37 protein-coding genes, 2 tRNA genes and 1 pseudogene are annotated in these 25,020 nt (G+C 61.5%); 23 read left to right on the plus strand and 17 right to left on the minus strand.

Translation table 11 applies throughout. From position 1 onward, the window contains the following. Positions 1 to 74: 74 nt before the first annotated feature. From hisD to T8A63_RS15090, 5 genes are read right to left on the minus strand one after another with little or no spacing between them, the layout of a single operon-like run. Positions 75 to 1,376: a histidinol dehydrogenase gene (hisD, locus tag T8A63_RS15070; protein ID WP_322344277.1), complete on the minus strand. Its 1,302-nt coding sequence runs from the start codon at positions 1,374 to 1,376 to the stop codon at positions 75 to 77. 51 nt (positions 1,377 to 1,427) lie between these two features. Continuing rightward, positions 1,428 to 1,757, minus strand: a complete 330-nt coding sequence (locus tag T8A63_RS15075) for a hypothetical protein (protein ID WP_120350219.1) — start codon at positions 1,755 to 1,757, stop codon at positions 1,428 to 1,430. 29 nt (positions 1,758 to 1,786) lie between these two features. After that, a complete protein-coding gene (locus T8A63_RS15080) occupies positions 1,787 to 2,257 on the minus strand; it encodes a DUF2948 family protein (protein WP_067623929.1) in 471 nt (156 codons plus the stop codon). Beyond that, positions 2,254 to 3,525 (minus strand): UDP-N-acetylglucosamine 1-carboxyvinyltransferase, encoded by a 1,272-nt coding sequence (murA, locus tag T8A63_RS15085; protein ID WP_120350217.1) that lies wholly within the window; start codon positions 3,523 to 3,525, stop codon positions 2,254 to 2,256. Before murA ends, T8A63_RS15080 begins: the two co-directional genes overlap by 4 nt. A 3-nt stretch (positions 3,526 to 3,528) precedes the next feature. Then, entirely contained in the window at positions 3,529 to 3,705 is a 177-nt protein-coding gene (locus T8A63_RS15090) for a hypothetical protein (RefSeq protein WP_162931795.1), read from the minus strand. Between the two features lie 85 nt (positions 3,706 to 3,790). Here T8A63_RS15090 and T8A63_RS15095 point away from each other — a divergent pair. Continuing rightward, positions 3,791 to 3,865: transfer RNA gene (locus T8A63_RS15095), tRNA-Thr, on the plus strand. A 340-nt stretch (positions 3,866 to 4,205) separates the two neighbouring features. On the opposite strand, the gene T8A63_RS15100 is transcribed toward T8A63_RS15095, so the two are convergent. Further along, the gene (locus T8A63_RS15100; protein WP_322344278.1) at positions 4,206 to 4,724 is read right to left on the minus strand and encodes a superoxide dismutase family protein; all 519 of its coding nucleotides are present in this window, start codon (positions 4,722 to 4,724) and stop codon (positions 4,206 to 4,208) included. A 103-nt stretch (positions 4,725 to 4,827) separates the two neighbouring features. Here T8A63_RS15100 and T8A63_RS15105 point away from each other — a divergent pair. Then, positions 4,828 to 4,904, plus strand: a tRNA-Arg gene (locus T8A63_RS15105). Positions 4,905 to 4,924: 20 nt separating this feature from the next. Here the strand turns inward: T8A63_RS15105 and T8A63_RS15110 are convergent. From T8A63_RS15110 to T8A63_RS22425, 10 genes are all read right to left on the minus strand, one after another. Continuing rightward, the gene (locus T8A63_RS15110; protein WP_322344279.1) at positions 4,925 to 5,143 is read right to left on the minus strand and encodes a helix-turn-helix domain-containing protein; all 219 of its coding nucleotides are present in this window, start codon (positions 5,141 to 5,143) and stop codon (positions 4,925 to 4,927) included. 15 nt (positions 5,144 to 5,158) lie between these two features. Next, positions 5,159 to 5,554 carry a hypothetical protein gene (locus tag T8A63_RS15115; RefSeq protein ID WP_322344280.1) on the minus strand — a complete coding sequence of 132 codons (396 nt, stop codon included), beginning with the start codon at positions 5,552 to 5,554 and terminating at the stop codon, positions 5,159 to 5,161. A 237-nt stretch (positions 5,555 to 5,791) separates the two neighbouring features. Further along, entirely contained in the window at positions 5,792 to 6,112 is a 321-nt protein-coding gene (locus tag T8A63_RS15120) for a hypothetical protein (protein WP_322344281.1), read from the minus strand. Continuing rightward, positions 6,109 to 6,420, minus strand: a complete 312-nt coding sequence (locus T8A63_RS15125; RefSeq protein WP_322344282.1) for a hypothetical protein — start codon at positions 6,418 to 6,420, stop codon at positions 6,109 to 6,111. Before T8A63_RS15125 ends, T8A63_RS15120 begins: the two co-directional genes overlap by 4 nt. Positions 6,421 to 6,434: 14 nt before the next feature. Then, positions 6,435 to 6,785, minus strand: coding sequence for a hypothetical protein (locus T8A63_RS15130; protein WP_322344283.1), 351 nt, complete (start codon positions 6,783 to 6,785; stop codon positions 6,435 to 6,437). Further along, positions 6,782 to 7,075 carry a hypothetical protein gene (locus T8A63_RS15135; RefSeq protein WP_322344284.1) on the minus strand — a complete coding sequence of 98 codons (294 nt, stop codon included), beginning with the start codon at positions 7,073 to 7,075 and terminating at the stop codon, positions 6,782 to 6,784. The genes T8A63_RS15130 and T8A63_RS15135 overlap by 4 nt, the downstream gene beginning before the upstream one ends. A 397-nt stretch (positions 7,076 to 7,472) precedes the next feature. Beyond that, complete coding sequence (locus tag T8A63_RS15140; RefSeq protein WP_322344285.1) at positions 7,473 to 7,691, minus strand: hypothetical protein; 219 nt, start codon at positions 7,689 to 7,691, stop codon at positions 7,473 to 7,475. A 356-nt stretch (positions 7,692 to 8,047) separates the two neighbouring features. Beyond that, entirely contained in the window at positions 8,048 to 8,191 is a 144-nt protein-coding gene (locus tag T8A63_RS15145; RefSeq protein WP_322344286.1) for a hypothetical protein, read from the minus strand. A 92-nt stretch (positions 8,192 to 8,283) separates the two neighbouring features. Then, on the minus strand, positions 8,284 to 8,997 hold the full coding sequence (locus tag T8A63_RS15150) for a hypothetical protein (RefSeq protein WP_322344287.1): 714 nt from the start codon (positions 8,995 to 8,997) through the stop codon (positions 8,284 to 8,286). 167 nt (positions 8,998 to 9,164) lie between these two features. Beyond that, positions 9,165 to 9,506, minus strand: coding sequence for a helix-turn-helix domain-containing protein (locus T8A63_RS22425; RefSeq protein ID WP_416153217.1), 342 nt, complete (start codon positions 9,504 to 9,506; stop codon positions 9,165 to 9,167). Between the two features lie 340 nt (positions 9,507 to 9,846). On the opposite strand from T8A63_RS22425, the gene T8A63_RS15155 reads away from it, so the two are divergent. Beyond that, on the plus strand, positions 9,847 to 10,320 hold the full coding sequence (locus T8A63_RS15155; protein ID WP_322344288.1) for a hypothetical protein: 474 nt from the start codon (positions 9,847 to 9,849) through the stop codon (positions 10,318 to 10,320). 82 nt (positions 10,321 to 10,402) lie between these two features. Here T8A63_RS15155 and T8A63_RS15160 read toward each other — a convergent pair whose 3' ends face one another. Continuing rightward, positions 10,403 to 10,855, minus strand: coding sequence for a hypothetical protein (locus T8A63_RS15160; protein WP_322344289.1), 453 nt, complete (start codon positions 10,853 to 10,855; stop codon positions 10,403 to 10,405). A gap of 314 nt (positions 10,856 to 11,169) precedes the next feature. On the opposite strand from T8A63_RS15160, the gene T8A63_RS15165 reads away from it, so the two are divergent. From T8A63_RS15165 to T8A63_RS15260, 20 genes and pseudogenes are all read left to right on the plus strand, one after another. Further along, positions 11,170 to 11,571 carry a VRR-NUC domain-containing protein gene (locus T8A63_RS15165; RefSeq protein WP_322344290.1) on the plus strand — a complete coding sequence of 134 codons (402 nt, stop codon included), beginning with the start codon at positions 11,170 to 11,172 and terminating at the stop codon, positions 11,569 to 11,571. Further along, a pseudogene (locus T8A63_RS15170) lies at positions 11,568 to 11,756 on the plus strand (helix-turn-helix domain-containing protein); the annotation flags it as partial. The gene T8A63_RS15165 and the pseudogene T8A63_RS15170, both read left to right, overlap by 4 nt. Before the next feature lie 318 nt (positions 11,757 to 12,074). After that, on the plus strand, positions 12,075 to 12,470 hold the full coding sequence (locus T8A63_RS15175) for a hypothetical protein (protein WP_322345795.1): 396 nt from the start codon (positions 12,075 to 12,077) through the stop codon (positions 12,468 to 12,470). Further along, positions 12,470 to 12,718, plus strand: a complete 249-nt coding sequence (locus T8A63_RS15180; RefSeq protein WP_322344291.1) for a hypothetical protein — start codon at positions 12,470 to 12,472, stop codon at positions 12,716 to 12,718. Before T8A63_RS15175 ends, T8A63_RS15180 begins: the two co-directional genes overlap by 1 nt. Then, positions 12,715 to 13,176 carry a hypothetical protein gene (locus T8A63_RS15185; RefSeq protein ID WP_322344292.1) on the plus strand — a complete coding sequence of 154 codons (462 nt, stop codon included), beginning with the start codon at positions 12,715 to 12,717 and terminating at the stop codon, positions 13,174 to 13,176. The genes T8A63_RS15180 and T8A63_RS15185 overlap by 4 nt, the downstream gene beginning before the upstream one ends. 33 nt (positions 13,177 to 13,209) lie before the next feature. Further along, positions 13,210 to 13,437: a hypothetical protein gene (locus T8A63_RS15190; RefSeq protein WP_322344293.1), complete on the plus strand. Its 228-nt coding sequence runs from the start codon at positions 13,210 to 13,212 to the stop codon at positions 13,435 to 13,437. A gap of 164 nt (positions 13,438 to 13,601) precedes the next feature. Then, complete coding sequence (locus tag T8A63_RS15195) at positions 13,602 to 14,048, plus strand: hypothetical protein (protein WP_322344294.1); 447 nt, start codon at positions 13,602 to 13,604, stop codon at positions 14,046 to 14,048. Then, on the plus strand, positions 14,041 to 14,661 hold the full coding sequence (locus T8A63_RS15200; protein ID WP_322344295.1) for a YcbK family protein: 621 nt from the start codon (positions 14,041 to 14,043) through the stop codon (positions 14,659 to 14,661). The genes T8A63_RS15195 and T8A63_RS15200 overlap by 8 nt, the downstream gene beginning before the upstream one ends. A 195-nt stretch (positions 14,662 to 14,856) precedes the next feature. Then, positions 14,857 to 15,066, plus strand: a complete 210-nt coding sequence (locus tag T8A63_RS15205; RefSeq protein ID WP_322344296.1) for a hypothetical protein — start codon at positions 14,857 to 14,859, stop codon at positions 15,064 to 15,066. 389 nt (positions 15,067 to 15,455) lie between these two features. Beyond that, on the plus strand, positions 15,456 to 15,983 hold the full coding sequence (locus T8A63_RS15210) for a hypothetical protein (RefSeq protein WP_322344297.1): 528 nt from the start codon (positions 15,456 to 15,458) through the stop codon (positions 15,981 to 15,983). 126 nt (positions 15,984 to 16,109) lie between these two features. Further along, positions 16,110 to 16,610, plus strand: a complete 501-nt coding sequence (locus T8A63_RS15215; RefSeq protein ID WP_416153218.1) for a terminase small subunit — start codon at positions 16,110 to 16,112, stop codon at positions 16,608 to 16,610. Then, the gene (locus tag T8A63_RS15220) at positions 16,607 to 18,550 is read left to right on the plus strand and encodes a phage terminase large subunit family protein (protein WP_322344299.1); all 1,944 of its coding nucleotides are present in this window, start codon (positions 16,607 to 16,609) and stop codon (positions 18,548 to 18,550) included. Before T8A63_RS15215 ends, T8A63_RS15220 begins: the two co-directional genes overlap by 4 nt. 18 nt (positions 18,551 to 18,568) lie before the next feature. Next, complete coding sequence (locus T8A63_RS15225; RefSeq protein ID WP_322344300.1) at positions 18,569 to 19,102, plus strand: hypothetical protein; 534 nt, start codon at positions 18,569 to 18,571, stop codon at positions 19,100 to 19,102. Further along, positions 19,102 to 20,721: a phage portal protein gene (locus T8A63_RS15230; RefSeq protein WP_322344301.1), complete on the plus strand. Its 1,620-nt coding sequence runs from the start codon at positions 19,102 to 19,104 to the stop codon at positions 20,719 to 20,721. The genes T8A63_RS15225 and T8A63_RS15230 overlap by 1 nt, the downstream gene beginning before the upstream one ends. Further along, entirely contained in the window at positions 20,648 to 22,732 is a 2,085-nt protein-coding gene (locus T8A63_RS15235) for a phage major capsid protein (protein ID WP_322344302.1), read from the plus strand. Before T8A63_RS15230 ends, T8A63_RS15235 begins: the two co-directional genes overlap by 74 nt. A gap of 64 nt (positions 22,733 to 22,796) precedes the next feature. Then, a complete protein-coding gene (locus T8A63_RS15240; protein WP_322344303.1) occupies positions 22,797 to 23,054 on the plus strand; it encodes a hypothetical protein in 258 nt (85 codons plus the stop codon). A gap of 5 nt (positions 23,055 to 23,059) precedes the next feature. Continuing rightward, positions 23,060 to 23,392, plus strand: coding sequence for a head-tail joining protein (locus T8A63_RS15245; RefSeq protein ID WP_322344304.1), 333 nt, complete (start codon positions 23,060 to 23,062; stop codon positions 23,390 to 23,392). Further along, the gene (locus tag T8A63_RS15250; protein WP_322344305.1) at positions 23,379 to 23,927 is read left to right on the plus strand and encodes a phage tail protein; all 549 of its coding nucleotides are present in this window, start codon (positions 23,379 to 23,381) and stop codon (positions 23,925 to 23,927) included. The genes T8A63_RS15245 and T8A63_RS15250 overlap by 14 nt, the downstream gene beginning before the upstream one ends. After that, entirely contained in the window at positions 23,924 to 24,469 is a 546-nt protein-coding gene (locus T8A63_RS15255; protein ID WP_322344306.1) for a hypothetical protein, read from the plus strand. Before T8A63_RS15250 ends, T8A63_RS15255 begins: the two co-directional genes overlap by 4 nt. Continuing rightward, positions 24,466 to 24,963, plus strand: coding sequence for a phage baseplate assembly protein V (locus T8A63_RS15260; protein ID WP_322344307.1), 498 nt, complete (start codon positions 24,466 to 24,468; stop codon positions 24,961 to 24,963). The genes T8A63_RS15255 and T8A63_RS15260 overlap by 4 nt, the downstream gene beginning before the upstream one ends. The last annotated feature ends 57 nt before the right edge of the window (positions 24,964 to 25,020 follow it).

Raw genomic sequence — 25,020 nt, forward strand, 5'->3', positions numbered from 1 at the left:
GTCGCGCCCGGGGGCACAGCGGGCAGCGCCCTGCCTCCTGCGCAGGCGGCTTCTGCCCCCCCTGCCCCGCCGCCCTAGTCGTTCAGCTTGCGCAGGCGCGCGGTGACCGACAGGCCATGCGCCTTAAGGCTCTCTGACTGGGCCAACCGCTCTGCCGCCGGGCCGATGGCTTTGAGGGCTTCGGGCGACATCTGAGCCAAGGTGGTGCGCTTCATGAAATCCAACACCGACAGCCCCGAAGAGAAGCGCGCCGACCGCGCCGTGGGCAGAACGTGGTTCGGCCCGCCGACGTAATCGCCAATCGCCTCCGGCGTCCATTGGCCAAGGAAGATCGCGCCCGCATGGGTGATCTTTTCCGACAGCGCCTTTGGGTCCGCCACGCAAAGCTCAAGGTGTTCCGGCGCGATCCGGTTGCTAAGCGCCGCCGCGGCGTCGAGGTCAGCCACCGTGATGATCGCACCATTGTCGCGCCAGCTGGCGCCCGCGATGGCGCGACGCTCAAGGGTAAGCAGGCGTTTCTCGACCGCCTCTTCCACCGCGCGGGCAAAGGCGGGGTCGGTGGTGATCAGAATGCTCTGCGCGCTCTCGTCATGTTCGGCTTGGCTGAGCAGATCAAGGGCGATGAAATCGGGATCATTGTCGCCATCGGCGATGACAAGGATCTCCGACGGGCCGGCGATCATGTCGATGCCGACTTTGCCGAAAACGCGCCGTTTGGCGGCGGCGACAAAGGCGTTGCCGGGGCCGGTGATCTTGTCCACCGGGGGGATCGTATCGGTGCCATAGGCCAGCGCCGCCACGGCCTGCGCGCCGCCGATGCGGTAAATCTCATCCACTCCGGCGATGCGGGCGGCCAGCAACACAAGCGGGTTCAACACGCCATCGGGCGTGGGCACGACCATGGCCAAACGCTCCACCCCCGCCACCTTGGCCGGGACCGCGTTCATCAGGACAGAGGACGGATAGCTCGCCAGCCCGCCCGGCACATAGAGGCCGGCGGCGGAAACCGGCGTCCAGCGCCAACCCAACGTGGCGCCGTCGGGATCCGTCCACTCGGCGTCTTCGGGCAGCTGCCGTGCGTGATAGGCGCGGATGCGGTCGGCGGCCAGTTCCAGCGCCTTGCGGTCCTCGGGGGAGACTTCGGCGACGGCGGCGTCAACCTCGGCAACACTGATGCGCAGGCTGTCGGGGGTGAGGGTCACGCGGTCGAACTTTTGCGACAGGTCGATCACGGCAGCATCGCCCCGCGCACGCACATCGGCGATGATCTCGGCCACCACGGCATCGACATCGGGGCTGTCTTCGCGCTTGGCGTTCAGCAGTTTGTCAAAGGCCGCTTCGAAATCGGGGGCGGAAGCATCAAGGGTGACGGGCATGGGGTCAGGCTTTCGAAAAGGGGGCCACCGCAGCGGGCTGGCCCAAAGGTATCAAGGCGCGGAAGGGCGGCGCAGGCTGGGCTCGGCCCGCAGGCCCGATGTTTTGACAGCGGCACTGGGGGCGGAGCGCTGCGCCAAACGCATGGCGCGGGTGTCTTGGGCGTTGTCGAACACGGCGCGCGCGACATGGGCTGCCAGAATGGCAAACAGCCCGCCCGCAATCGCCGCGGCAGGGGCCAAAAGCCCCGGCAAGGTGACCGTGCCCAACAGATGCCGCACCGCCAGCGCCACACCAAGCAGCAAAAGCGCCCAGCCCGTCGCTTCGGTCATCAGGGCCGCCACGCGCCCCCGCGTAAATCTAGTCTGTTTTAGTTCCGGCATCTTGCGATCCTTGCCACCGTGACGGGATGTCACTCGGGGTGAACGGGCCTTTTCTTTGAAGGGGCCACATAGGGACGTGTCACATCCTTGAGCGTTACCTCCAGAGCCTCGACCTCTAACCGGATCGCGCCGTCTCCGGCCAAGGTCAGCGTGACATGGCCCGAAGGCGCGTCGGTTTGCTCGAACGTGATGTCGAGCAGGGAGAGGATGGTATCGGCATCGCCCTTGGGCACGCCTTGGCTTGCCACACGCTGCACGTTGTTGAACATCAGCACCGATTGCACCCGCTCGGGCGCATGACGTGCGGCCCCCGTATCCTCATGCCGCAGCCGGTTCAGCAGCAGCGCGAAACGCGCGCCCGTGCGGTGCCAGCGCATCTCAGAGGCGGGAAACACCGCATCTTGCGTGAGCGAGGCGATCACCGTGAGATCCTCGGCATCCAATGCGCCGAGGTTCAACGGCGCTTCGCGGCCATCTTCAAAACGTGCATCTTCGGTCATTTGCTGCTGATCCTTTCGATATCCGCACCCACGCCGCGCAGCTTGGACACCACATGCTCATAGCCGCGATCAAGGTGGTAGACCCGGCTGACCGTGGTCTCTCCGGTGGCGGCCAGCCCGGCGAGGATGAGTGAGATCGACGCCCGCAGATCGGTCGCCATAACCGGCGCGCCTTTGAGTTTCTTAACGCCAGTCACCTTGGCCGTGCCGCCGTGCACATCAATCCGCGCGCCCATGCGGATCAATTCCGGGGCGTGCATGAAGCGGTTCTCGAAAATCTTCTCTTCCAGTACAGAGGTCCCTTCGGCAGTGCAGAGCAACGCCATCATCTGTGCCTGAAGGTCGGTCGGGAAGCCGGGGAAAGGCTCTGTCGTCACGTCCACCGCCGAGATCCGCCCATTGCGCCGCGCCACCTTGAGGCCAGCCTGTGTCTCAGTCACCTCGATCCCTGCCGCGTCGAGCTTTTCGCAGAACGCCTGCAACAGGTCGATACGCCCGCCCAGCAGTTCCACTTCGCCGCCGCAAAAGGCTGGCGCCAGCATATAGGTGCCAAGCTCAATACGGTCGGTCACAACTTTATGGGTCGCCCCATGCAGGCTATCGACGCCCTGAATGGTGATGCTCGGTGTGCCGTCACCTTCAATCTGCGCGCCCATGGCCCGCAGACAGTCCGCCAGATCGACGATCTCAGGCTCCCGCGCGGCGTTGTTGATGACGGTCGTGCCCTTGGCCAAAGTCGCGGCCATCAAGATATTCTCGGTCGCCCCGACAGAGGCAAAAGGGAAGTCGATCACGGCGCCCTTGAGCTTGCCGCCCTCGGCCTTGGCATAGAGATAGCCGTCACGCAGATCGATTTCCGCGCCCATCTTGGCCAGCCCATCGGTGTGAATATCCATCGGACGCGCGCCAATCGCGCAGCCGCCGGGCAGCGAGACTTCGGCATGGCCTTCCCGCGCCAGCAACGGACCCAGCACGAGGTTAGAGGCGCGCATCTTGCGCACGATGTCATATTCCGCACGGGTATTGATCGGCCCGTGGCTGGCCATCGTGATGACCTTGCCGTCTTGCATTGACGTGACTTCCGCCCCCAGAGAGCGCAGCAGTTCGGTCATGGTGCGGATGTCGCTCAGCCGCGGCGCGTTGGTCAACGTCAGTGGCTCTTCGCTCAGCAATGTTGCGGGCATCAGCGCCAGACAGGCGTTCTTGGCCCCCGCGATGGGAATTTGCCCGTTCAGCGCACCGCCGCCTTTGACCAGAATGGAATCCATCGTTCAGCTGTCCTTTTCCGACCCGTCGGGGCCATTGCCTGTATCCTGCGCCACATCCTCGGCCCGCGCGCGGGCCTGCGCCTTACGCCGGGCCATATTCGCCTTGAGCGCAGCCTTCAGCCGCGCCTCCCGCGCAGAGGGTGTTTTCGCATTCTTTTCCGGGGCGTTTTGCTTTGCCATGCCGCCTATCTAGCGCAGGGTGCAAGAAGGGTCCAGATCAGGGGTTGCACCCCCTTTCGATTGCGGCTAATCACCCGCCCACGGCGCTGCTGTAGCTCAGAGGTAGAGCACTCCCTTGGTAAGGGAGAGGTCGAGAGTTCAATTCTCTCCAGCAGCACCATTTACCCATCATTCCGCTGGATATGCCCTGCCTCGCATAGGCGTTGGTCTCTCGACTTACGCCCGACGCTATGCGTCAGTCTGAGTGCGAGAGTTCAATTCTCTCCAGCAGCACCATTTAACTCCCACTCCACTAGATATGACACCCCTCGCATGGGCGCTGGTCTCTCGACTTACGCCCGCCGCTGCGCGGCAGTCTGAGTGCGAGAGTCCGGTTCTTTCCAGCACCCCACTGGCATGCCGTCCGCTTCATGTCTTCCCGCGCGGATCAGCGGCAATCACGCCGATTCGACACCCCACCCCCGATTAAATAAGACCGGGGTGCCAAGCCTCAGTTCCCTTTACGAAGCCTCAAAGGCCCCGCAGGCAACGCGCGAACCCGCATCGCCGGAGGGCTGCGATTCGTAGTCGTCCGCACCGCTATGAATAATGAAAGCCGCGCCGTCGTCATCTTGGATCATGGTCTCGATATCGAGCAGATCGAGAAAGACTTCGGCCTGAAGCACGCCATCTTCTCCCACTTCCATATTGGGCATGTCACCCGGATGCGGCCCCCCTTCGACGAGCACACCATGCTGGTGGTCCCCCGCGATATGGCCCCCAGCAGATTTGAAATCATCTGCGGAACAATCGCCGGCTTCATGCAAGTGCACGCCATGCGTGCCCGCGGGCACGCCCGTCACGTCGATCTTGACCAAGGTCCGGCCCGAGGCGGTCGTGTTCAGGCTAACAGTGCCTGAGATATCATCCGAATTGCCCGCCACCTGAGCGGATGCTGTTTGCATATGACCTTCGGCCTGCGCCGCGACGGCGCCGGCTGTGGCCACAGCGGCCCCGAGTAGGATATTGCGCAGATACATGGCTTCCTCCGTTGGGTTATATGTCGATAACGGCTCAACCCACCCGGCCCGCGTCGGGTTCCTCTTGATGCAGGGCAAGGCTTGCCCCTATAAGCGGCCGAGTGCTCCCTTAGCTCAGCTGGATAGAGCAGCCGACTTCTAATCGGCAGGTCGAGGGTTCGAATCCTTCAGGGAGCGCCATCTTTTGTTGATTTCGCTCATTAATTTCCGCTCTCTGCCGTTTGTTCCCCCAGCTGTTCCCCCATGATGAAAGCGCGCACCTCGTTCGGGTCTACGAACGACATCGATCCGCGTTTGTGGATTTTGATGTGCTTTTCTGCGGCCCAGCGGTAGATCGTTGCGCGGTGAACGCCGAAGGCAGCCTTGGCCTGCGAGACGCGGACCATGATCGGGGCTTGCTGTGTTTGGGCATGTGCCATGTGTCGTCTCCGGGGTTAGGTGAGCTGGTCGACGTTGCCGCCTATGAGGTCGTCAAATTGCACCGGATCGATAATGATAACGCGGCTGCGGTCCTCGTAGTAGCAGACGCAGGTCTGCTTCTCGTTCCATGAGGTGATGAAGGCCACCAGTTCGTCTGCGTCCACTATCTGGTCGGGCGCTTCCTCGTGCATGTCGTCAGTCGCGGTTTCCAGCAGGCTGACGGGGTCAAGTCTTAGGCGCTGCTCTTTGCAGGGGTGGCAATAAGCCGGGACCGGCTCCCCAGCGTCGTGACATGCCTCGATCATTGCCCCGATGTCCGAAGAATACCCTTCACCCCATTCGCCGCCGCATTGCGCGCTCACCGGCCCGTTGTATCCCGCTGTGTCGATGACCGTGGCCTTGGTCAGCATTTTGCGCTCACGGCATGGTGCGCAAGCTGTCCATCTTCTGTCGAGTGAAGTGCCGCATTCACAGAAGCGAGGCTTGCAGCATTCTTCGGCCGCCCGTAGAGCGGCGGCATGCACGACTTCCTCTCGCCCTCCGTAGTTTCTTGGGGAGTAAGCGTTGCCGCATTTCCCGCAGGCGTAGAGTTTCGGGGCGCTCTCGCCTTTGAATGTGAGTTCTCGGACTTCCATGATGCCTCCGGGTTACTTGAGCCGACCTGCCGGTTCATCGGCTTGATTGATTGCGTCGGCCCGCAAAGCGTCTGCGGCGTTGACCGCTGCCTGCGCCCAGAGGGCCGCTTCTTCGCCAAGTTCTGCGCGTTCGGCTTTCGCTACCATGCTCTCGATTGCCGTGCGTCCTGCGATGCCGCGTGCTCGGAGAACCTCCTGCGCCACATAGAACATCTCGGAGGCGATCTCTTCGGGGCCGGCATCGTCCGGTCGGCTATAGACCTCGGCGGCTTCCATGAGCTTGTACCGTTCTTCAGCGGTCAGTTCATCCCATGCGGGGCTTGCGAATATCATTTGCTTTCCTTTCGGTTCATGGCTTTGAGGATGGTTTCGGGCGTGGTGTCGGCTTGCATCGCGCGGAGGTAGTGCTTCCCCTTGCGGTTTAGCTGCCCCATGTGGTTCGGGTATCGGATGCTGATCAGGCCGCATTCCACAAGCGCGCGGCGCGTTGCCGGGGGGACCGGCCAGCCGAGGGCATACTTTAGCACCGCCAAGTCGACCGCGCCGCGCTTGTCCGTCCGGCCGTAGGCTTTCTCGAGCTCGGCGTCCGGCACGATGTCCTCGGGCGTGTGGGTGATTTCGTCGGGTGTGGGGGTGTGCATGGTCGGCTCCGGGTTCAGCTGGATTGTTTCTGGGGCGCAACCATCCAAGCGGGCGGGCGCGGGATTTCTATGTCTTGCGGGCGCCATAGGTGGAGGCAGTTCGGGTGGCAGTTGATGTGGTCCTCTGGCGGGACGTGAATCTGCATCGCTGTTTCGTCCTCTTTGAAGAACAGGCGTTTGATGTGCTCCATCTCCCGCCAATTCGGGCAGCGGTTCGGTAGGCTGACACTGACGTGGTCCCAGCCACCTCCGTTACTGGCGATCACTCGTAGCAAGACGCCGGTTGGGTAGTGCGGGACATTGAAGGCGCCGCCATCCTCGCCAAGCATGGCCGCGTACTTCCCGAGGGAGTGTAGCTCTCTCACCGCGCCACCTCCCGCACTCGGGGCTCCGGCGCGCTGCTCACCGGAGCGCAAAGGGAAATGGTTACCCCTCTCGCCCGGCGCGACTTGGTGAGTTTGCCTGCAGCCTGCAGTCGCTTCACCGAGTTGAACGCGGTGTTCTGCGAGACGCCGCACATCCCGGCGATCCGACCGTAGGTGCATTTGATTGGCGCATGCGGTTGGCTGATATCCGCGAGTTTGATTAGGGCGAGTTGGTCGAGTGGCGACAGGCGGTCCTGTTTCAATGCCCACATTACGGCGTTGATGCTCATGGTCGGTTCTCCTGCTTATTCGGGCCGCGCGCGGATCGTCATCCGCGCTTTGCGGACGTTCCGGAAAAATTGCAGGCTGAAACTCAGGCCGGTGCCTGCCGGTGCCTTTGCTGGGGGGAGTGGTACTGGTGTAAACGACATCGATTGGTCCTTTGCTCACTTTAAGAGGGGTCGCCGGGTCGGGGCTGCAGAGAGCCGCCTATCCTTTTGATCGCATCCGTTACGGCTGGGCGGGTGCATCCGATCCGCCGGGCGACTTCGCTTGCGCTCAGGCCCGACCCGAGAAAGGGGCGCACATGTTCCGCCACGTTTTTCTTGGCGAAGCGGCGACCATCGGGCTGCTCCCCCCAAGCGCGGCGAACGGCTTTGTTTTCGCTGGCAGCAAGTTCGGCAGGCCTCATGTTTCGACCGCCATAGGCTGGGACCATGCTGGCGAGGTCAGTTGTCGCACAGCGAGATGGGCAGCCACTGCCGCTGTCCGCCATTTGCAAACAGCGTCGAGCTCCGAGACGCCAATCGCCAAAACGCCATGCAGACGGATCGCCCAAAGCGCGTTCTCTGCATGCCTGTCTGGCGGGAGGAAGTACTCGCCCCCAGCCTCGATCACCTCGTTCATCACAGTCTCTATGAGAGTTTCCGGGTCTCGACCCGAAAGGCTGTCGATGAATCGGGCGAAGTGATCGTGCGGGGAACCCGCCAGAGGAAAGTTCGAAACCCGCGAGTGAACGTGCGAGCACAACTCACCCGCGGGGAGGATGTCTGTGTTGGAAGCACTGACATCCAATTCATCCCGCTCAGGAAAAGGAAAAGCGGAATGAAATCTCTTAAGGAGGTCCGGCGCATGCTGACCACTATCTACAGCAATCCCGAACTGACAGTCTTCCTTGCGGTCGTTCTGCTCGCGGTTTTCGCAATCGCGCGGATAAGCTGAGTTCGGCTCAGGACCAACGCTTCTCTCGACAGTACCTGCCATCAGTACATCGCCGCGATGCGAGTGCGCTCGGCCATGTCCGGCATGGCCGTGGCGGTTTCGAGGGCAGCTCGGGCAAATGCCACGACGATTAAAACCGCGAGTACGGCGGTGATTGCTTTGGTGAGGGTGTTGCGGTTTGTCACTGGCTGTCTCCCGTGGTTAGGAAGACAGTAGTGGGGACTTTTATCCCCGTCAAGTTAAATGGGGACTTTTATCCCCATTTGGTCTGGTTCGCTCAGTCAGCTGCTGAGACAGATTCGAACTGAAAAACGAATTCAGGCTTGGTGAGCTTGCTGTTCAGGGTGATGTTTTGAGTGCTCAAGCACCCCTCGTCAGACGGAAGAAATCGGCCCGAGAATACGATGTCTGTGCCTGAGGAAAGCGAGCTCACATTTTCGAATAGGCGTGTGCCTGTCTCTATGAGGGTGCCATACGAAATGTCAGAGAACGCGTTGTTCCAAGTAGAAGCCCACGCATCTTCACCTATTGTTACCACCAGAACACCTTTGCCATCACCATTGGCGCTTATACTGTAGATCTTCCCCCTCCAGTCAGAAATTGCCTTCGAAGCAGGCAAGCCATTGCAGAGCGTGTCTTCTCTATTTCGTAGAGCGGCGCCCTTTTGCATGTCATTATCTGCTGTCTTAGCAAGCGAACGAGCCTTCTCGATTGCTCTTATGAAATCCTGCTGCTGGGTTGGAATGATGGGGGCTTGGGTTCCGGTGTTTGCCACGTTCGAGGTTGTAGGCTGTGCAGCCACGCTTTGGCCATCAACCTCGGGCTCAGGCAGTAAGGAGCCCACCAACAGCACGAACACCACAGTGGGCACCAACCCCCTGTATATCAGACCCATGATTCCACCTTTTAGCTTTTGTCCGCAATGCGGGCAGACCTTGGCAGACGTTGAAACGCTCCCCTTACAGGTCTTACATTTCTTGATAAGCGCCATTCCAAATTCCTTATTTCTTTCTGAACTCAACGAGATCATCAGAGCAATTGCAAAGCGTCTGCGCAAGCGCAAGAACAGTCGCGCCAACATTGCGCGGCTTAGGTGTTCTTGCTACGTTCCACCTAATTTGAGCCAAATATTCGAGGGGAACGGTGTGGGTGTGCAATCTATTTTGAGGTGTCTTGAGGCTGCTCAGGTTTGTCCCCCTCCGCAGCAAGTTGTGCTTTTGCAGCGTTTACTAGAAAGTTCCGGGCCTCAGGTGATAGGGACGCTAGAAGCCGAACTATGCCAGATGGGCTTGACGCTCGTTGACCCAGAACGAACTCGTCCAACGTCAAGCCGAAGTAATCAGCCACCTTCATTGCATCTTCAACGTTAGTGGAGCGCGTCTCTATCTGCTTGAGCTTCTTGAGCTGCTCGTAGGACACGCCTGATCCTTCGGCGACCTGCCGTAAGGAGGTTCCCGTTTCTGCGAGTCTGTCTAGTAGAGCTTCTCGGAAAGTTCTCATGTCAGTATGAATATCCTTGGCGGGCAATCTGCGTAAGGCGACGAATGTCCCTTGACATTGGGGGACTATAATCCCCTATGCTGGGTGCATGACTTCGAATGAGCTTAAACTTCTGATCGAGAGAGAAGCGCGAAGGCGCGGCTGCTCTACGGCCACGCTTTGTAAGAATGCTGTGGGCAACAATCGTCTGCATCGTACGCTTGATGCCGGAGGGAGTTGCACCTTGGATGTGGCGCAGAGAGTGCTGGAGTACATCCGAGGACCCCATCGCGCTGAGCAGGATAATTCCTGCAAAGCTCTGGGGAAGTCCGTATGAGCGCATGCTTTGCCAAATCCCTTCATGTCCGAGCTTCTGTCTCACGCCATCAGCCTGCGCTGGGCGGTAATTCCATCCAAGAAAACGAGGTTTTTAATGCGTAAGGTCTACGAGGGTGCAGCTATTCGTTCGCTGTACCGTCAGCTGATCGACGACTTCGGTGGCTTTGACGCCGCCGCTGCGTTCTTGGGGTGCTCCAAAGGTACAATCTCGAAACAGTGCTCGGGCGATGCTGCTATTGGCTGTGAAAGCTACGGTCCGCTGGAGGATGCTCTTGGGCGAGCTCCGATCACGCGATTGATGGCTGGTCGCCTCAGTGATGCGGATGGTCCCCGGGCTATTTCAAGCCAAGCGGATCAAGCGCTGCGAGAGGCTGCTGATCTGGCCCCCGCTATATTTGCCCTGCTTGTGAACAATGACCCTGAACCGCTCCGGAAAGAAGGGCCGGAAGCTATCGCCGCCCTAGCCGAATTGATGCGCTCAGTGGAAGCGAGTTGAGATCATGAGTGTTTATGCAGGAGCGCCCTGCCACTCCAAATGGCATTGCGCTAACAATCTCATCGCGACCAGCAAGAACCTGCTATTGAAGGGTTCGCCAAGCCTTTACTTGTTCGGTCGTGCAGTACGCCTGCATAACGTAATCGTCCAGCCAATCAGCTTCGCATTTTCGTTTGATCTCCGACACCACATCCGCTGGGGGGCCGTCCCAGTTCTGCTCAAGAGACTTTTTGGCCTTGATCTGTTCGGAGATACAGTAGGCCTGCATGACGAAGTCGTCAGTCCAGTCCCGTTCGCATTGCTCAACCGCGCCGATCAATTCCGGCATCAAGTTCGATTTCATTTCGAGGACTTGTCCGAAGCCCTTACGCTGCTCAGAAAGGCAGTAGGCCTGCATCGAATAGTCATTGCCCCACTCCGCTTCGCACTTGGCTTTTGCGGCCGCTCCGGGAAACGCTTCTGCGCTTACGGCCGAGGGGAGCAGTGGCAGGAGCAGAATGAAAGCAAGCCGGCTTGCTCGGTAAATACTGGTCATAATCGGTCCTTTAATTCGTCAGCTTCTAATTGCCCGCATCCTGTGGCGCGCTCAGGGCGTGGTCAAGGGCTTGGGGGGCAGCACAAAGCAAGGGCAGCAGCCTGCTTAAGTGCTCATATCCGTGGCGCTACTACCGTGCCGCGCACGAGAAAGGACGGGCATTTCTTAGGCTGGGTATCGTGGCTCCGCCGTTCAAGACCAATCGCGCATGCGGGCCGTGGCCCGTCCGGGGCTTCGGTTTGTCCCTATGTAAACACGGCAATGCGTGAACACAGCGGCTGCTCCGGCCGAGAGCCTTCGGGCGGGGGACTATCATGAAGCGGCGCGGGACACCGGAGGCGGATATCCAGCGGGCAGTCGTCAAAGACCTGCGCCAAGTCTTGCCCCGTGGCTCGATCTTGCACCACTCGGCAAACGAGGTGACCGGGGGCGGCAAAGCCGCGAAGATTAAGCAGGGCATTCTCACCGGGATGGGCGTCTATCCGGGGTTCTCTGATCTGATCCTGATCTCTGAGGGCCGCATCCTGTTCCTTGAGACAAAGTCTCGCACTGGCACGCAATCGTCAGCCCAGCGCGCATTTCAGGCTGCTGTAGAAGCGCAGGGCTTCCCATACGCCATCATCCGCTCCGTTGACGACGCGCTAGCAGCGCTCGCCCGGTACGGCTTTCGAACACTCATTAAGGCCGCGCCAAGCCGGCCGTTGGAGGGGGCATGAGCCACGTTGCCACGAATTGGGCGTTCGCCCAGCGCGGTCTGAAACCCGCGACTAAGCTGATCTTGCTGTGTCTGGCGGATCGGCACAATCCTGACATGGGCTGTTTCCCCTCTCAGGACACACTCGCTCGGGATGCCTGCATCTCGCGTTCGGCTCTTAATGAGCATCTTAAGTCGCTTGAGAGCGCTGGGCTTATCCGGCGTGAAACTCGGTTCAATCCGACCACGCATCGCCAAAAGTCCACGCGCTACATTCTGGGGTTCGAGGATGGCTTCATACCTGATGATGTAGTTCCGTGTCCGGAAACCGGACACGGAACGGAATCGGAACAAATAGAAAAGCCGTGTCCGGAAACCGGACACGGAGCCGTGTCCGGAAAACAGGCAAAGCCGTGTCCGGATTTGGGGCAAAGCCGTGTCCGGAATCCGGACACTAACCCTGTAAGGGAACCTATAAAGATAACCAGTAAGGCGCGGGCGCGCGAAAGCGCCCCCTGGGTGGGTGTGTCTGAGAAATTTGATCAGTTCTGTCGGGCGCACCCCAAGGCGACGGAGCGGGACGCGGTCTACCGGGCGTGGTGTGATGCCGTCGAGGACGGCGCCAACCCGGCGCGGCTGGTGGTTCTGGCGCAACGGTACGGCGCCACACCAGAGGTCCAGCGTGGCTATGCGAAGAAGGCGCAGAATTGGCTGAGAGACGGCGCGTGGCGCGAAGAGACCGCCTACCCTGCTCGCTCTGCGCCGGCGTCGATTGACGACCGGGCGAAGTTTTGGGCCGAACGGATCAACGATGGCAAGTTCGTTGCGGCATCTTCGTTCGGCGCTGATGTGGCTACGCGGATGATGGAGCTCGCGCTGGTGACCGGCGACCAGCTGCGCGCGATTGGGATCAAGCCGTGATGGGCGATGGCAAGGACTTTTTCGAGACCACAGCTGGGCTGGTGACGATGCGTTGTGACGTTCTGCTTGGGAATGTGGATCTGTGGATCGCTGACAGCGGCGAAGTGCTGGCTTGCTATGCTGGCATCGCGGACGTCCGCGCCGGGCGCATACACTGGGGTAACCAACGGGGTGACCGGGCGGCTGACATGCGCGCGCTGCTCGATGCGGCCGTGATCGCCATCGAGGCGGAAAGCGAGGCGGTTTGACGGATGGCGCGCTCGTACCCGCTTTGTCTTCGCCTCCGGAGTTGCCGCTTGTCGGTGTGGCTGGCGAGATCGCCGAGGTGATCGGCCGGGCGAAAACCTGCCGGCTGATCGAGGAAATGCGCGGCAGCACCGGCCGGTCGTGGCGTGTCTGCATCTACGTTCCCAAGCGCTTGCATCTTGATCACGATCTGGTTCGCATTCTGGGCTGGAAAGACGCGCGCCGGCTCTCTGCAGCCTTCGGCGGTGAAATCCTCCAAACCTCAAACCTGAGATATCTGGAGCGGAATTGGCGCGCTTGGGGCATCCACCAGCTGCATCGGGTCAAAGGGCTGGCGCCTGCTGAGATCGCTGACCAGATCGGTCTTTCGGTGTCTAGGGTGCGTGAAATTCTCCGAGGCAACCCGCCAGAGGGAATGCCGGCCCGGGCCGGTCAAAATGGTTCAGGAGAGGTCGCGTAATGCGTGGCAACGGCGGAACCGGAAGCGAGGCCCATGGACACTGGCGCATTCATAGAAATCTACGGGCTGCCGGGGGCTGTGATCCTTGGGCTGTCTTATGCCTGTCTGTATTTGTTCCGAGCCTACGAGAAAGTGCAGAGCGACCGGATCAAAGACAGCCGCGAAAGCGCGCGCGAAATCAGAGAGATCGCCGAGGCGTCAAATTCGAGCATGGATGCGTTGACGCGCGTGCTGGAGCTGGAGGGGCGTCGTGATCCGTAAAATGTGGGCGTGGGTGTCTGGTCAACCGTCAGAGGCTTCCGAGCAAAGGGCCGAGGCAGAAGCACTGCGGCGCGGCAACCGCGCGCACGTCGATGCCGTAAAGCGTCGGGCGGCACGATTGGAGAGTTTAGTGGAAGAGTTGCAGCGAGAGCGTGGGGTCCGTGATGGTTGATTGGGTGGTGGTGTTGCTGTCCGGCGCGGGCTTGGTGCTCGCATACATGGTTGTGCGTGGGTTCACCCCGCACGCTTTCCACCGGGATCAAAGCCCGACATATCGCTTGTCGGTCGGGATTGCGCTGGTCGTGGTGTCTTACGTCGCGCGCTCGATCTATTGGGAGTTTACTCCGTTGGTGATCCGTTCGCTCGATCCGTCTTGGTGGTCGCTCTGGTTCGGCATGACCGGCACTGCGGTCAACATCGTTTTCAGCCTGATCTTCTTACGCGGGCTCTATCACTTGCTGGTGCTGCTCTGGCTGCTGATCCCTGCGCGCGAGCGGCGGAATTGGTCCATCTGGCAGGCACCTTGGTTTCCCGATCACAATGCTTTCACGCGAACGGTGGCGCAGCTGCGGCGGCGTGTAGGCGCAAAACGCGGAGGGCGTAATGACTAAAGAAATGATTGAGGCGGCTCATTGGTCGAAGGTAACGGGCTGGCGGTGGAAGAACTTCTCCCCCAGCGAGATGGCGTCGAAGGGTGACGGCAGCCTGAAGCTCAGTGTCGACGCCATGAACCGGCTTCAGAGGCTGCGTGTCCGGCTCGGCTCTCCTATGCTGGTGACCAGCGCCTACCGTGATCCGGCGCACAATAGACGCGTCGGCGGGGCCAAAAGCAGCTACCACATGCGCGGCATGGCGTTCGATATCCGCATGGATAACCACGATCCCGAGGCATTTGAGCAGGCGGCGCGCGCCGAGGGCTTCACTGGCTTTGGCTATTATCCGCACCTCGGGTTCATGCACATCGACACCGGGCCGGCGCGCAGCTGGGGTACGAAGTTCCCGAAGCGCGAGCGGCGCTTTGCTCCGGAGCCCACGCCTGAGAAGGCGAAGAAGGTGGCGAAGGAAGGCACCGGGGTGGCGGCTGTGGCGGTCGCGGCCGAGCGTGTTGTGAATGAGGCGGCGCCACTGCTTTCTGATCAGCTGGTCACTTGGGGCTTCACCGGCTTGGCCGTGTTTGGCTTGGGCATCGTGGTTTGGCGGGCGTTCCGCTCGGGGGCCGAATGATCGGCAGGCTGCAGGCATGGCTGCTCGCAGCGTTGGGCGGTGCTGTCGCGGTGATTGCCGCGCTCGGCACGGCTTGGCGCCGGGGGCGGCGCACTGGCAAGGAGGACGCGTTGGATGCCGCTGTGGAATTTGACGAGGATCGTGCTGCTCATTTGCGTCGTAGAGTTACTGCTGCTCGCGAGCGGGTGCGCGACCATGAAGAGGACGGGCGCGGTTACCGAGACTGAGCGGGCGGCTTGCGAGGCGTGGCGTGACAGCCTGCCCTCGCGCTCGCGCTTGGACACTGCGCGGACCCGCGTCGAGATCGGCGACGGCTATGATGTGTTCCTCGCGGCGTGTCCTGATCACGCGCTCCCCTTTGAAGAGGGGCGCGCTGCAGATGAAAATGAAGGGGCTGGGCTTTGATGTTCGTTTGTTCAAAGTGTGAGAAATCCCGGTGCTCTGAGTTGTTGCATTCAGGGAAACGCAAAAAGGTATGCTTGGTTTGTAATGGTTGGCGGAACCACCTGCGACGGTCGGATGATCGAGACTTTGAGGGGTTTGAGCGACGTTTCTTCGCCCGATCAAACAAGCGCTGGCTTCATGCTATCGGGCTGTTCGTCTGCTCGACCTGCCAAGAAACACATTCGCGTGTCGATGAGGGCCGCCAGAAATCTCAGTGTCGTGCGTGTGATCGGGCGGCGCGGCGGGACTATAAGCGGCGCGTGCGGGCTACAGCGCGGCGAAACGCGAACCACCACGTAAAAGCATGGCACGCGTATCGGATGCGAAAGCCCGTGCAGGTGCGAGAGCACGTGAAAACATATCGCCGTTGGCTGGTGAGCGCGTCACCGGACGAAAAAGGCGAGCATTTCATCCGCGCTGGTATGCCATGGAGAGACCCAAGGCTATCGCCTAGCGAAAAGTACAGCCTGCGATATCGATTTGATCCTGCGTTCAACGACAAGGAACGGAAGCGAAGAGCCATACGCAAGTATGCGCGTAACGACTGGATTGGAGATCGCATTCGGCAGATTACGTCAACTCGCGGTAGGTCACGTGTGGTAGAGGCGCACCTCGGCTATTCGATAGATGAATTCCGGGAGCACTTCGAAGCGCTGTTCACTGAGGGGATGTCGTGGGATGCATTTGATCGTGGAGAAATACACATCGATCATGTCCTCCCACAGTATGCGTTCGACTTAACTGATCCGACCCAGTGGAGGGCGTGTTGGTCGCTGCCGAATCTGCAGCCACTGTGGGCGGCGGACAACATTGCCAAAGGCAAGAGTATGCCAGAGGGGTCTGGTAACTTTAGGTACTTACTGGAAAATTTCCAATGAGGGTGTGCGTACGCGCGAAAATTTATTTGTGCGAGGCGCCGGGATTTCGACTTTATTATTATATCCCAATGAGGTGAGCGTGTGAGCCGAAAGGGCCGGCGGGGGCAGCTGCTGAACAGAACCGAGATGGCCGACCATCTCGGCATCTCTATGCCCACCCTAGATGACTGGATCAGACGCGGATGTCCCGTCGTAGAGCGCGGCGGGAGAGGCAAAGCGTGGAGCTTCAACTCCGCTGAGGTTCGAGAGTGGCGGGATGACGACATCCGGGCGCAAGCCAGTGGTGCAATCAACTCCTCAATGGAGGAGCTAAAGAAGCGAAAGCTGGCCGCTGAAACGGAGCAAGCCGAGCTCGACCTTTCCCGCGACAGGAATGAGCTCGTGCCTGTGGAGCAGTACCAACGCGCTTTGATTAAAGCATTCGGGGAGGTTCGAGCGGGCCTACGCAATGTGGTGCCGGGCCGTGCAGTGAGGCGCCTTATCGGTGAGGCCGACGAAACGCGGTTCAAAGAGGTGCTGCTTGAGGAAATCGACCACGCGCTCGCGGCTTTGGCCGATATGGACCTGATCCATGAAGAAGACCTTACGGAAACCGAAGAAGATGAAGAGGCAAAGGGTGGGCAGTGAAGGAGCGCGCAGATTTCTCAAACGCGCGCGCGGTAATCCGTGCAACGCGTTCGGCGCGGGAATTCTTACGCCCCCCTCCGAACCTGAAGCCATCAGATTGGGCTGAAGAAAATATCCAGATACCTATAGGGAACGCAGTTCCGGGTCCGATGCGGTTCGATAACGCCCCGTATCAACGGGAGGTGATCGATCTAACTGCCGATCCACGGTGCATGCGGATCACCCTGATGTGGGGTGCGCAGGTCGGAAAAACGCAGACGGCGCTCTGCGCGCAGGCATATCGGATCAGCTTCAACCCGGTCAGCCAAATTATGATGCAGCCCAGCCAGGGCGACCTAACAACTTGGCTTGAAACAAAGTTCAATCCGCTCATTGACGCAAACGAACGCCTGCAGTCACTTCTTGCGAAGCCCAGAGGCCGCGATGGCGTAAATAACCAGCGCATGAAGTCCTACCCCGGCGGGTTCTTGATGTTTAGCTGGTCGGGTTCGCCTAAGACCATGCGGGGCCGATCCGCTCCCTTTATCGTTTGCGACGAAACGGACGGCTACGACCGGACGCATGAGGGGCATCCGGTGTCCCTGCTCTGGCAGCGCGCTGCGACCTTCGGCGATCAGCGGCTCCTGCTGGAAATTTCGACGCCGACGATCAAAGGCGCGTCGTATATCGAGGGGGCGTTCGAAGAAGGCGACCAGCGGCGCTTCCACGTCCTCTGCCCCCACTGTGATCACTCGCAGCATCTCAAATGGTCGCAGGTAACGTGGGACAAGGGCGAGGATGGCGACCACCGGCCGGAAACCGCAGGCTATATCTGCGAGGACTGCGGCGTCGTCTGGTCCGATGCCGAGCGCATCGGCGCGATCCGCATGGCCGAGGCCAAGGGCGCGGGCTGGATCGCCGCGCGGCCGTTCCGGGGCCATGCCTCGTTCCATCTCAACGAGCTCTATTCCTGCTTCCGGCGTCTGCAGGACGTGGTGCAGTCCTTCCTCGACAAGAAGGCGGCGGGGGATATGCAAACCTTCGTGAACGTCTCGCTTGCGGAAACGTGGGAGGAGGAAGGCGACCAAGTAGAAAGCGCCGAGCTCTTGGCGCGCGCGCACCCCTTCCCTGCCCCGGTGCCAATGGACGCGGCCGTCCTTACCGCCGGTATCGATATGCAGGGAGATCGTTTGGAGGTCGAAATCGTCGGCTGGGGGCTCGGCGAGGAGAGTTGGTCTGTCGACTACCGCGTACTTTGGGGCGATCCGCTCCGTGCCGAAGTCTGGGAGGAGCTCGACGCCGTCCTCGGGGAAACCTTCGAACATGAAAGCGGCGCCCAGCTGGCGATCTCCGGCGCCTGTCTCGACACCGGCGGCGGAGGAGGTTTGACGCAGGCGGCATATGAATACGCGCGCGGCAAGACCGGCCGACGGCTTTTCGCGATCAAAGGTGTCCCCGGATGGGGGCGTCCTGTTGTATCTGCGCCAAGCCGGGTGCGCTCACGGCGTGCGCGGGTCGTGCATCTTTTTCCTGTCGGCGTAGATGAGGCCAAGGTGATCGTCTCGCGGCGGTTCGGCATCGCGGAGCCGGGGCCGGGCTTCTGCCATGTGCCGGACACGCGCGAGCCGGAATGGTTCGCTCAGGCCACGGCCGAGGCGCTGCGCACCAAGATGTCGCGCGGTTTCGCGGTGCGCCAATGGCACAAGACGCGGGATCGCAACGAGGCGCTCGATTGCCGCGTCTATGCCTATGCCGCGCTCAAGCTGGTTAACCCGAACATCGCCCGTTTGGTGCGCGGGCTCGCCGCGAAGGCCGATCCGGTCGAGCCGGAGGGCGACGAGGAAGAGGACGCGGCCGTCGCGGAAGTCGAAGCGGGGAACCCGCCAGAGGAACAAGCGCGGCCGCGTGGCGATGCTGGCGCAAAGAGAGTGTGGCGCCCGAAGAAGCGGCGCGGGCGCTGACGTCAAGATGGTGAGGCTGTGGCCGGTTCAATCCCTAATGAAATCGCGGCGGGCATCACGTTCAGTGTGTCGCTGTCCTATCCTGAATATTCGGCGCCCGAGTGGGGTCTGACGCTGATCCTGCGCGGGCCGCAGGCGATCACACTCGATGCGGCGCGCAATGGTGACGAGTTCACCTTCTCGGCGACGGCGGATGCCACGGCCGCGTGGGCTCCCGGCACATATTGGTGGCAGCTGCGGGCCGTCGACACATTCGAGACGCGGCTACTCGAGGACGGGCAGGTCAAAGTCCTGCAGGATTTGTCGGCGGTTGAGGGGCCGTTCGACGGTCGGTCGCATGCGGTCAAGGTGCTGGAAGCCGTCGAGGCTGTGATCGAGGGTCGCGCCACGCTCGACCAGCAGTCCTACTCGATCAATAACCGCAGCCTGACGCGGACGCCGATTGCCGATCTGATCAAGCTGCGCGCGCAGTATCGTGCGCAAGTGCAAGCCGAGAAGGCTGGCAAGAAGGGCGGTCGTCTCGGCCGCGTGATGCGCGTGAGGTTTAGCTGATGCGGTGGTTCGGAAAGCGGGAGCCGCAGCAGCGGCAGGAGCCGCGCGTCGTGGACGCGCCCAGCAACGTGCCGAAGGTCGGCAAGAAGCGCGCGCCGCGTCTCGGCCGCAGTGTCGGCGCCGGGCGGCGTATGTTCGACGCCGGGCAATCCGACCGGCTGACCGGTAATTGGTCGACCACGCCGCTGACGGCCGACGATGTAATCCGGCGGAACCTCCGGGCGCTGGTCGCGCGCTCGCGTGAGCAGGCGGCGAACAACGACCACGGTCGCGCCTTCCTGCGCATGGTCAGGCAAAATATCATCGGGCCGCGCGGCATCCAGATGCAGGCGCAGTCGAAAGACGATGACGGCTCGCTCGACATGGAGGCTAATGCGGCAATCGAAGCGGCGTGGGCCGAATGGTCGAAGGCCGAGAATTGCGACGTGACCGGGCGCCTACCCCTTCGTCAGTTGCAAGGGCTCGCGGTCCAGACCGCGGCGCGCGATGGCGAGTTCTTCGTGCAGATCGTGACCGGCCGTGATGCTGGGCCGTGGGGCTTCGCGCTTAACGTGATTGATCCGCAGCGCTGCCCGGTTGATCTGGACGAGGTCAAGCTGGCCGGCGGTCGGTTCATCCGGCACGGCATCGAGTTCAGCCAGTACGGTCGTCCGGTCGCCTACTACTTCACCACCACCGCGGCCGAAGAGAGCGACTACTCCTATGGCGGTCGGTCCTTCGTCCGCATTCCGGCCGATCAGATCATCCATCCGTTTGTGTCGGACATGATCGGCCAGAAACGCGGCCTGCCGTGGATGGCGACGGCGCTCTGGCGGATGCACCAGCTGGAGCAAGTCGAGAAGGCGGCTCTGGTCAACGCACGCGAGGGCGCGAACAAAGCTGGCTTTATCGAGTGGGATGAAGGCTACGGCGCAGACGCCGTGGACGAGAATGATGAGCCCATCGAGGTGGAAATCGAAAGCGAGGCGGGCGTCTATCATGAGCTCCCTGCCGGCGCGCGGTTCAAGGAATACAACCCGACCTATCCCTCGGGAGAGTTCGCGGTGTTCGCTAAGCACCAGCTGCGCGGCATCTCGGCCGGGCTCGGGGTCGCCTACAACAATCTGGCATCTGATCTTGAGGGCGTGAATTACTCGTCTATCCGGCAGGGGACCATCGACGAGCGCGAACACTGGAAAGACCTGCAGGAGTGGGTAGTGGAGAGCCTGATGGCGCCGATATTCACGCGCTGGCTGAAGCGGTCGCTGGTCGCTGGAAAGATCAAGCGCGGCGGCAAGCCCCTGCCAGCCGAGAAGCTGGGCAAGTTCTCACAGGTCGCATGGCAACCGCGCCGCTGGGATTGGATCGATCCGAACGCGGACGTGAAAGCTGCCGTGACGGCAAAGAATAACCTTCTGATGTCTCCGTCGCAGATCATCCGTGATCGCGGCCAAGACCCACAGACGGTTTGGCGCGATATCGCTCGGGATATCGCTGACATGCGCGCCGCTGGAATTCCCGAGGAAATCATCAGCGCGGTCGTTCTTCAGAAAGCGGAGGGGTCTAATGGCTCAGCAAACTCAGCCGGTCAAAGTGCCGGAAACCAAGGCGACGGGGGCTCGGGTGCTGACGGCAGCTGATCTCGTCGGTCGCTCTCTTACTCGGTCGGTCACGCCGGAGCAGATCAACGCCGCACGCGAGGGCGGGCAGCGTGGTCTGGCTCGGGTCGCATCGGTCGGCAAAATTGACGAAGAAGCGCGGACGGTCGAGCTCGCCTTCTCTTCGGAGATCGAGGTCGAGCGCTGGTTCGGCGTCGAGGTGCTTTCGCATGATCCTGCCTCCGTTCGGATGGATCGGATGCTGGGTGGCGCAGCGCTGCTCGTCAATCACGATTGGGACGACCAGATCGGCGTCGTGACCGAGGCGCGCATCGATGCGGATCGCCGCGGGCGGGCCGTGGTCAAGTTCGGGCGCGGCGCTCGGGCCGATGAAATCTGGCAGGACGTGGTGGACGGCATCCGGCGCCACGTCTCGGTTGGCTACATGGTTCACAAGATCGAGGTCGAGGAGCGCGCCGGGCAGGCCGATATGGTTCGGGTTCTCGATTGGGAGCCCTACGAGGTGTCCATCGTCGCTGTCGCTGCCGATCCCTCGGTCGGCGTCGGTCGCGAAATGGACGCGGGGAACCCGCCAGAGGAAGCCAGCGGGGCGGCTTCCGATACTGAAGCGACAAATGCGGACGAGGGTGCGTCCAATCAATCGCAGGAACGGAGCGAAACTATGGAACGAATTTTGCGGGACAGCGCGGGCAACCTCGTGCGCGCAATGGTGGACAAGGACGGCAAGATCGTTGAAGTCCTCGAAACGATTGAGGAGGCGGGTGAAAACACCCGCCAAGCGCAGCGCACTGGCTCCGAAGCCGAGCGCGCTCGCGTTCGCTCGATCATGGAAATGGGCGAGCAGTATGGTGCCGACGATCTGGCACGTGATGCCGTTCGTGATGGGCAGGATGTTGATCAGTTCCGTCAGGCGCTGCTCGATCATCTGGACGGCGGTCGTCGCAATGCCACGCCGCTGTCGGATCGCCACAATGCGGGCCTGACCGAGCGCGAGCAGGACCAGTTCTCCTTCGTCCGCGCAATCCGCGCGCTGTCCGATCCGACCAACCGTCGCGCACAGGAAGCCGCCGCGTTTGAATTCGAAGCGTCGGAAGCGGCCGCGCAGGCAATGGGCCGTTCGGCCGAGGGCATCATGGTGCCGCCTGAAGTTCTGACCCGCGCGCTCAACTCGGGGACCAGCGGGGCAGCTGACGGCGATACGGGTGGTAACGCCATCGCCACTACGCTGATGTCTCAGTCGTTCATCGACATGCTGCGCAACCGTGCAGTGCTCATGCGTCTAGCCACGCCATTGTCCGGTCTGGTCGGCAACGTGGATATTCCGCTGCAAGCGTCGGGTGCTTCCGGCTACTGGATCGGTGAGGACGAGGACGCGACCGAGGACGGTCTGGAGCTCGGCCAGTTGGCCATGTCGCCGAAGACCGTCGCCGCCTATTCGGAGATCACGCGTAAGCTGTTGAAGCAGTCCAGCATCGACATGGAGGCGCTGGTCCGTCGCGATCTGGCATCGGCTCTCGCGCTTACCATCGATAAGGCTGGTTTCTACGGCACCGGGTCGAACAATCAGCCGCGCGGCATCAAAAACTATGCCGGCGTGAACGCGGTAGACTTCGGCGGTGCTGCCTCCGGTGGTGGTGCGGCTCTGCCGACCTACGCCGAAGTGGTGCAGATGGAGACCAAGATCGCCTCGGACAACGCGGACGTCAATTCGATGGCCTATGCGATGGGCGCCGGCATGCGTGGCCACCTGAAGACTACCGAGAAGTTCGACGGCACCAACGGCTCGCCCATCTGGGAAAGCGGCAACACGGTGAACGGCTATCGCTCCGAAGTCACAAACCAGATCGTCGCGGGCGACCTGTTCTTCGGCAACTGGGCTGACGTGGTCGTCGGTATGTGGGGCGGGCTCGATATCACTGTCGATCCTTACTCCAATTCGAAAAAGGGCCGTCTCCGGATCGTCACCATGCAGGACGTCGATATCCTCCTTCGCCGCGTTGAGAGCTTCTGCTACGGCTCTGACGCCTCCTAACCCCCCTGACTGCTCGGCTGCTTAGGCGGTCGAGGTTTTTTTCTTCAATTATCGGAGCGGCATGATGTCGAAAACTGTTAAACTCAAGGTCACCAGCGCTTTTGTCTATGAGGGCAAAATCCGCACAAAGGGCCAAACCGTCACGATGCCCGAAGCGGACGCAAAGCCTATCTTGGAACGGGAAAAAGCGGTTCTCGCCAAGGACGACGATGATTCCGACGAAGGTGGCCAGCCCGCGAAGGCGCCCGCCAAAACCGATAAGGCTCCGGCTAAACCTGCGAAGGCTCCCGCCGCAGCTGGGGCCAACGCCAAGAAGGGCTGACGGCTATGCCGTCTCCTGATTGGGAAGACTTGGGCGCCTTCCTACAGACCGATGATTTTGCTGTTGAGGCGTCCATCGAGTCTGCGGAGGGCGCTTCGCGTTCCGTCTCCGGTATCTTTGACGAGCCGTTCCTCGACGCGCAGCTGGGTGAGTATTCACTCGACGGCTCGCAGCCGCGTTTCACGGCTCGCGCGGCCGATCTGGCCGGCGTCCAGCGCCGTGACGAGGTGACCATCGGCGGTGTCCTTTACGTCGCGCTCGGCGATCCGCAGGAGGACGGTACCGGCATGGCGCTTCTCCCTCTGGTGAAGCAGGAGGCCGGTGGTGCTGCATTTTGACTTCGATGCTTCAGAATTGCGCCGCATCGCGGACGAGTTTGGAGCGTCTGAAAAGCAGATCGCCCTCGCCTACTCGCGTGCGCTGCGCCGGACGGCTTCGAACATGAAAACCCAAGCCCGGAAGGGGCTACGCGAACGGCTGGGGCTGCGCTCCGCAGCCGAGCTCCGCAAGCGGATGGCGGGATTTCGGTTTAACCGGGGCGGCGGCGATCTGGGTAGTGTTCGCATGTGGTTCGGTCTCAACGATTTGCGCGCTTCGGCTTTTAAGGGACGGCCGAAGGCCGCGCCGGGCGGAGCGTCGATGGCGGGCCGATCCGTGAAGGACGGTTTCGTCGCCAAGAACCGCAAAGGCCAGCGCACTATCATGCGCCGCGTCGGTCGTAGTCGGTATCCAATCGCCGAGGCGAAATTCGATATCGAGGACGAGGGGTCGATTTTCATCGAGGACGAGGTTTTCGATGAAATCGACGCGGTGTTCTTTCGCAATTTCCGCGCCGAAATCCGTGCGCGCACAATCTATGAGGTGGGCGGGTGAACGCAAACACAGAGATTGATCTGGATGCCCTGCATGACGCGGTCGTCTCGAATATTTCGAATGGCATGCCGGCCGTCGCCTCAGTGCAATCGTATCCGAGCGAGCGCGAAGCGCTGCCTCTCCCGGCCGTGGTCGTGGATCTTGAGGACATGGAGGCGGCGCCGGACGCCGATCCGGGTACCGAGCAGCTGGCAGTCCTGACCCGGTGGCGCGCGCGCCTGATCCTCGGGTTTCGGACTGCGGACGTGCAGAGGCAAGTTCGCAAGGGTGCATCAAAGCTGGCGCATTTGGTTCATCTCAACCGCTGGGGCCAGCCGGTCGGGCCGGCGCGCGTTACGCTCGTCGGGCCTGACCCGTTCGATCCCGATTTGGACCAGTACGAGGTATGGGTGGTCGAGTGGGAGCAGCTGGTGCATCTCGGCGCGTCCGTCTGGGAATGCCCACTAGCTGTGCCGGATACTGTCTTTCTCGGCATCGAGCCGGACACCGGGCCGGATCACATCGACGACTATCGGCAAATCGTGCCGGCGCCGGACCTGTGAGCTTTCAAGCGGCAGAAGCGGAGCGCCGTTCGGCGTCGATGGTTCGGGTCGCGCGGGTCGTCTCAGTCGATCCGGGCAAGGCGCGGGCGCGCGTCTCCTTCGGCGCCGAGGCGGAAAGCGCCGAGCTCCCCTTCATGGCCATGCGCGCCGGGGCCGCGAAGGTCTGGGCGCCTCCGGCTGTCGGCGAGCAAGTCTGGGTTCTGGCCGAAAGCGGCGACACCGCGCAGGGCGTTATCCTCGGGGCGGCGTTCCAGAAAGGCATGCCTGCCCCATCCTCCGCCGGTGAAGCCGTTGAGGTCCATCTTGGCGATGCTGCTCTGGTGATGCTGCCCGATAGCATTAATCTGTCGGTTGGTGGGGTATCCTTGACGATTTCCGGCGCAGGCGTGGCGGTCGAGGGCGGTTCGGTCACGCATAACGGGCGGAACATCGGCGACGATCACCAGCACTCCGGTGTAACTTCAGGGCCGGGTACTACCGGCGAGCCGGTTTAAGGCCGCTCGGGGGAACCCGCCAGAGGAAACGCGGCGGGTCGCGGCCGATGATCCGGG

The organism is Sulfitobacter sp. OXR-159 (assembly GCF_034377145.1).
Classification (GTDB): Bacteria; Pseudomonadota; Alphaproteobacteria; order Rhodobacterales; family Rhodobacteraceae; genus Sulfitobacter.

Bases quoted from the DNA above. Each gene is read 5' to 3' on its own strand.
- T8A63_RS15190 (WP_322344293.1), top strand. From the start codon at position 13,210: ATGGACACTGGCGCATTCATAGAAATCTACGGGCTGCCGGGGGCTGTG.
- T8A63_RS15205 (WP_322344296.1), top strand. From the start codon at position 14,857: ATGAAGAGGACGGGCGCGGTTACCGAGACTGAGCGGGCGGCTTGCGAG.
- T8A63_RS15125 (WP_322344282.1), bottom strand. From the start codon at position 6,420: ATGCACACCCCCACACCCGACGAAATCACCCACACGCCCGAGGACATC.
- T8A63_RS15240 (WP_322344303.1), top strand. From the start codon at position 22,797: ATGTCGAAAACTGTTAAACTCAAGGTCACCAGCGCTTTTGTCTATGAG.
- T8A63_RS15100 (WP_322344278.1), bottom strand. From the start codon at position 4,724: ATGTATCTGCGCAATATCCTACTCGGGGCCGCTGTGGCCACAGCCGGC.
- T8A63_RS15230 (WP_322344301.1), top strand. From the start codon at position 19,102: ATGCGGTGGTTCGGAAAGCGGGAGCCGCAGCAGCGGCAGGAGCCGCGC.
- murA (WP_120350217.1), bottom strand. From the start codon at position 3,525: ATGGATTCCATTCTGGTCAAAGGCGGCGGTGCGCTGAACGGGCAAATT.
- T8A63_RS15180 (WP_322344291.1), top strand. From the start codon at position 12,470: ATGGGCGATGGCAAGGACTTTTTCGAGACCACAGCTGGGCTGGTGACG.
- T8A63_RS15080 (WP_067623929.1), bottom strand. From the start codon at position 2,257: ATGACCGAAGATGCACGTTTTGAAGATGGCCGCGAAGCGCCGTTGAAC.
- T8A63_RS15115 (WP_322344280.1), bottom strand. From the start codon at position 5,554: ATGCTGACCAAGGCCACGGTCATCGACACAGCGGGATACAACGGGCCG.
- T8A63_RS15120 (WP_322344281.1), bottom strand. From the start codon at position 6,112: ATGATATTCGCAAGCCCCGCATGGGATGAACTGACCGCTGAAGAACGG.
- T8A63_RS15110 (WP_322344279.1), bottom strand. From the start codon at position 5,143: ATGGCACATGCCCAAACACAGCAAGCCCCGATCATGGTCCGCGTCTCG.
- T8A63_RS15245 (WP_322344304.1), top strand. From the start codon at position 23,060: ATGCCGTCTCCTGATTGGGAAGACTTGGGCGCCTTCCTACAGACCGAT.
- T8A63_RS15135 (WP_322344284.1), bottom strand. From the start codon at position 7,075: ATGAGCATCAACGCCGTAATGTGGGCATTGAAACAGGACCGCCTGTCG.
- T8A63_RS15160 (WP_322344289.1), bottom strand. From the start codon at position 10,855: ATGACCAGTATTTACCGAGCAAGCCGGCTTGCTTTCATTCTGCTCCTG.
- T8A63_RS15235 (WP_322344302.1), top strand. From the start codon at position 20,648: ATGGCTCAGCAAACTCAGCCGGTCAAAGTGCCGGAAACCAAGGCGACG.
- T8A63_RS15155 (WP_322344288.1), top strand. From the start codon at position 9,847: ATGTCCGAGCTTCTGTCTCACGCCATCAGCCTGCGCTGGGCGGTAATT.
- T8A63_RS22425 (WP_416153217.1), bottom strand. From the start codon at position 9,506: ATGAGAACTTTCCGAGAAGCTCTACTAGACAGACTCGCAGAAACGGGA.
- T8A63_RS15140 (WP_322344285.1), bottom strand. From the start codon at position 7,691: ATGAACGAGGTGATCGAGGCTGGGGGCGAGTACTTCCTCCCGCCAGAC.
- T8A63_RS15200 (WP_322344295.1), top strand. From the start codon at position 14,041: ATGACTAAAGAAATGATTGAGGCGGCTCATTGGTCGAAGGTAACGGGC.
- T8A63_RS15090 (WP_162931795.1), bottom strand. From the start codon at position 3,705: ATGGCAAAGCAAAACGCCCCGGAAAAGAATGCGAAAACACCCTCTGCG.
- T8A63_RS15165 (WP_322344290.1), top strand. From the start codon at position 11,170: ATGAAGCGGCGCGGGACACCGGAGGCGGATATCCAGCGGGCAGTCGTC.
- T8A63_RS15150 (WP_322344287.1), bottom strand. From the start codon at position 8,997: ATGGCGCTTATCAAGAAATGTAAGACCTGTAAGGGGAGCGTTTCAACG.
- T8A63_RS15215 (WP_416153218.1), top strand. From the start codon at position 16,110: ATGGCCGACCATCTCGGCATCTCTATGCCCACCCTAGATGACTGGATC.
- T8A63_RS15195 (WP_322344294.1), top strand. From the start codon at position 13,602: ATGGTTGATTGGGTGGTGGTGTTGCTGTCCGGCGCGGGCTTGGTGCTC.
- hisD (WP_322344277.1), bottom strand. From the start codon at position 1,376: ATGCCCGTCACCCTTGATGCTTCCGCCCCCGATTTCGAAGCGGCCTTT.
- T8A63_RS15075 (WP_120350219.1), bottom strand. From the start codon at position 1,757: ATGCCGGAACTAAAACAGACTAGATTTACGCGGGGGCGCGTGGCGGCC.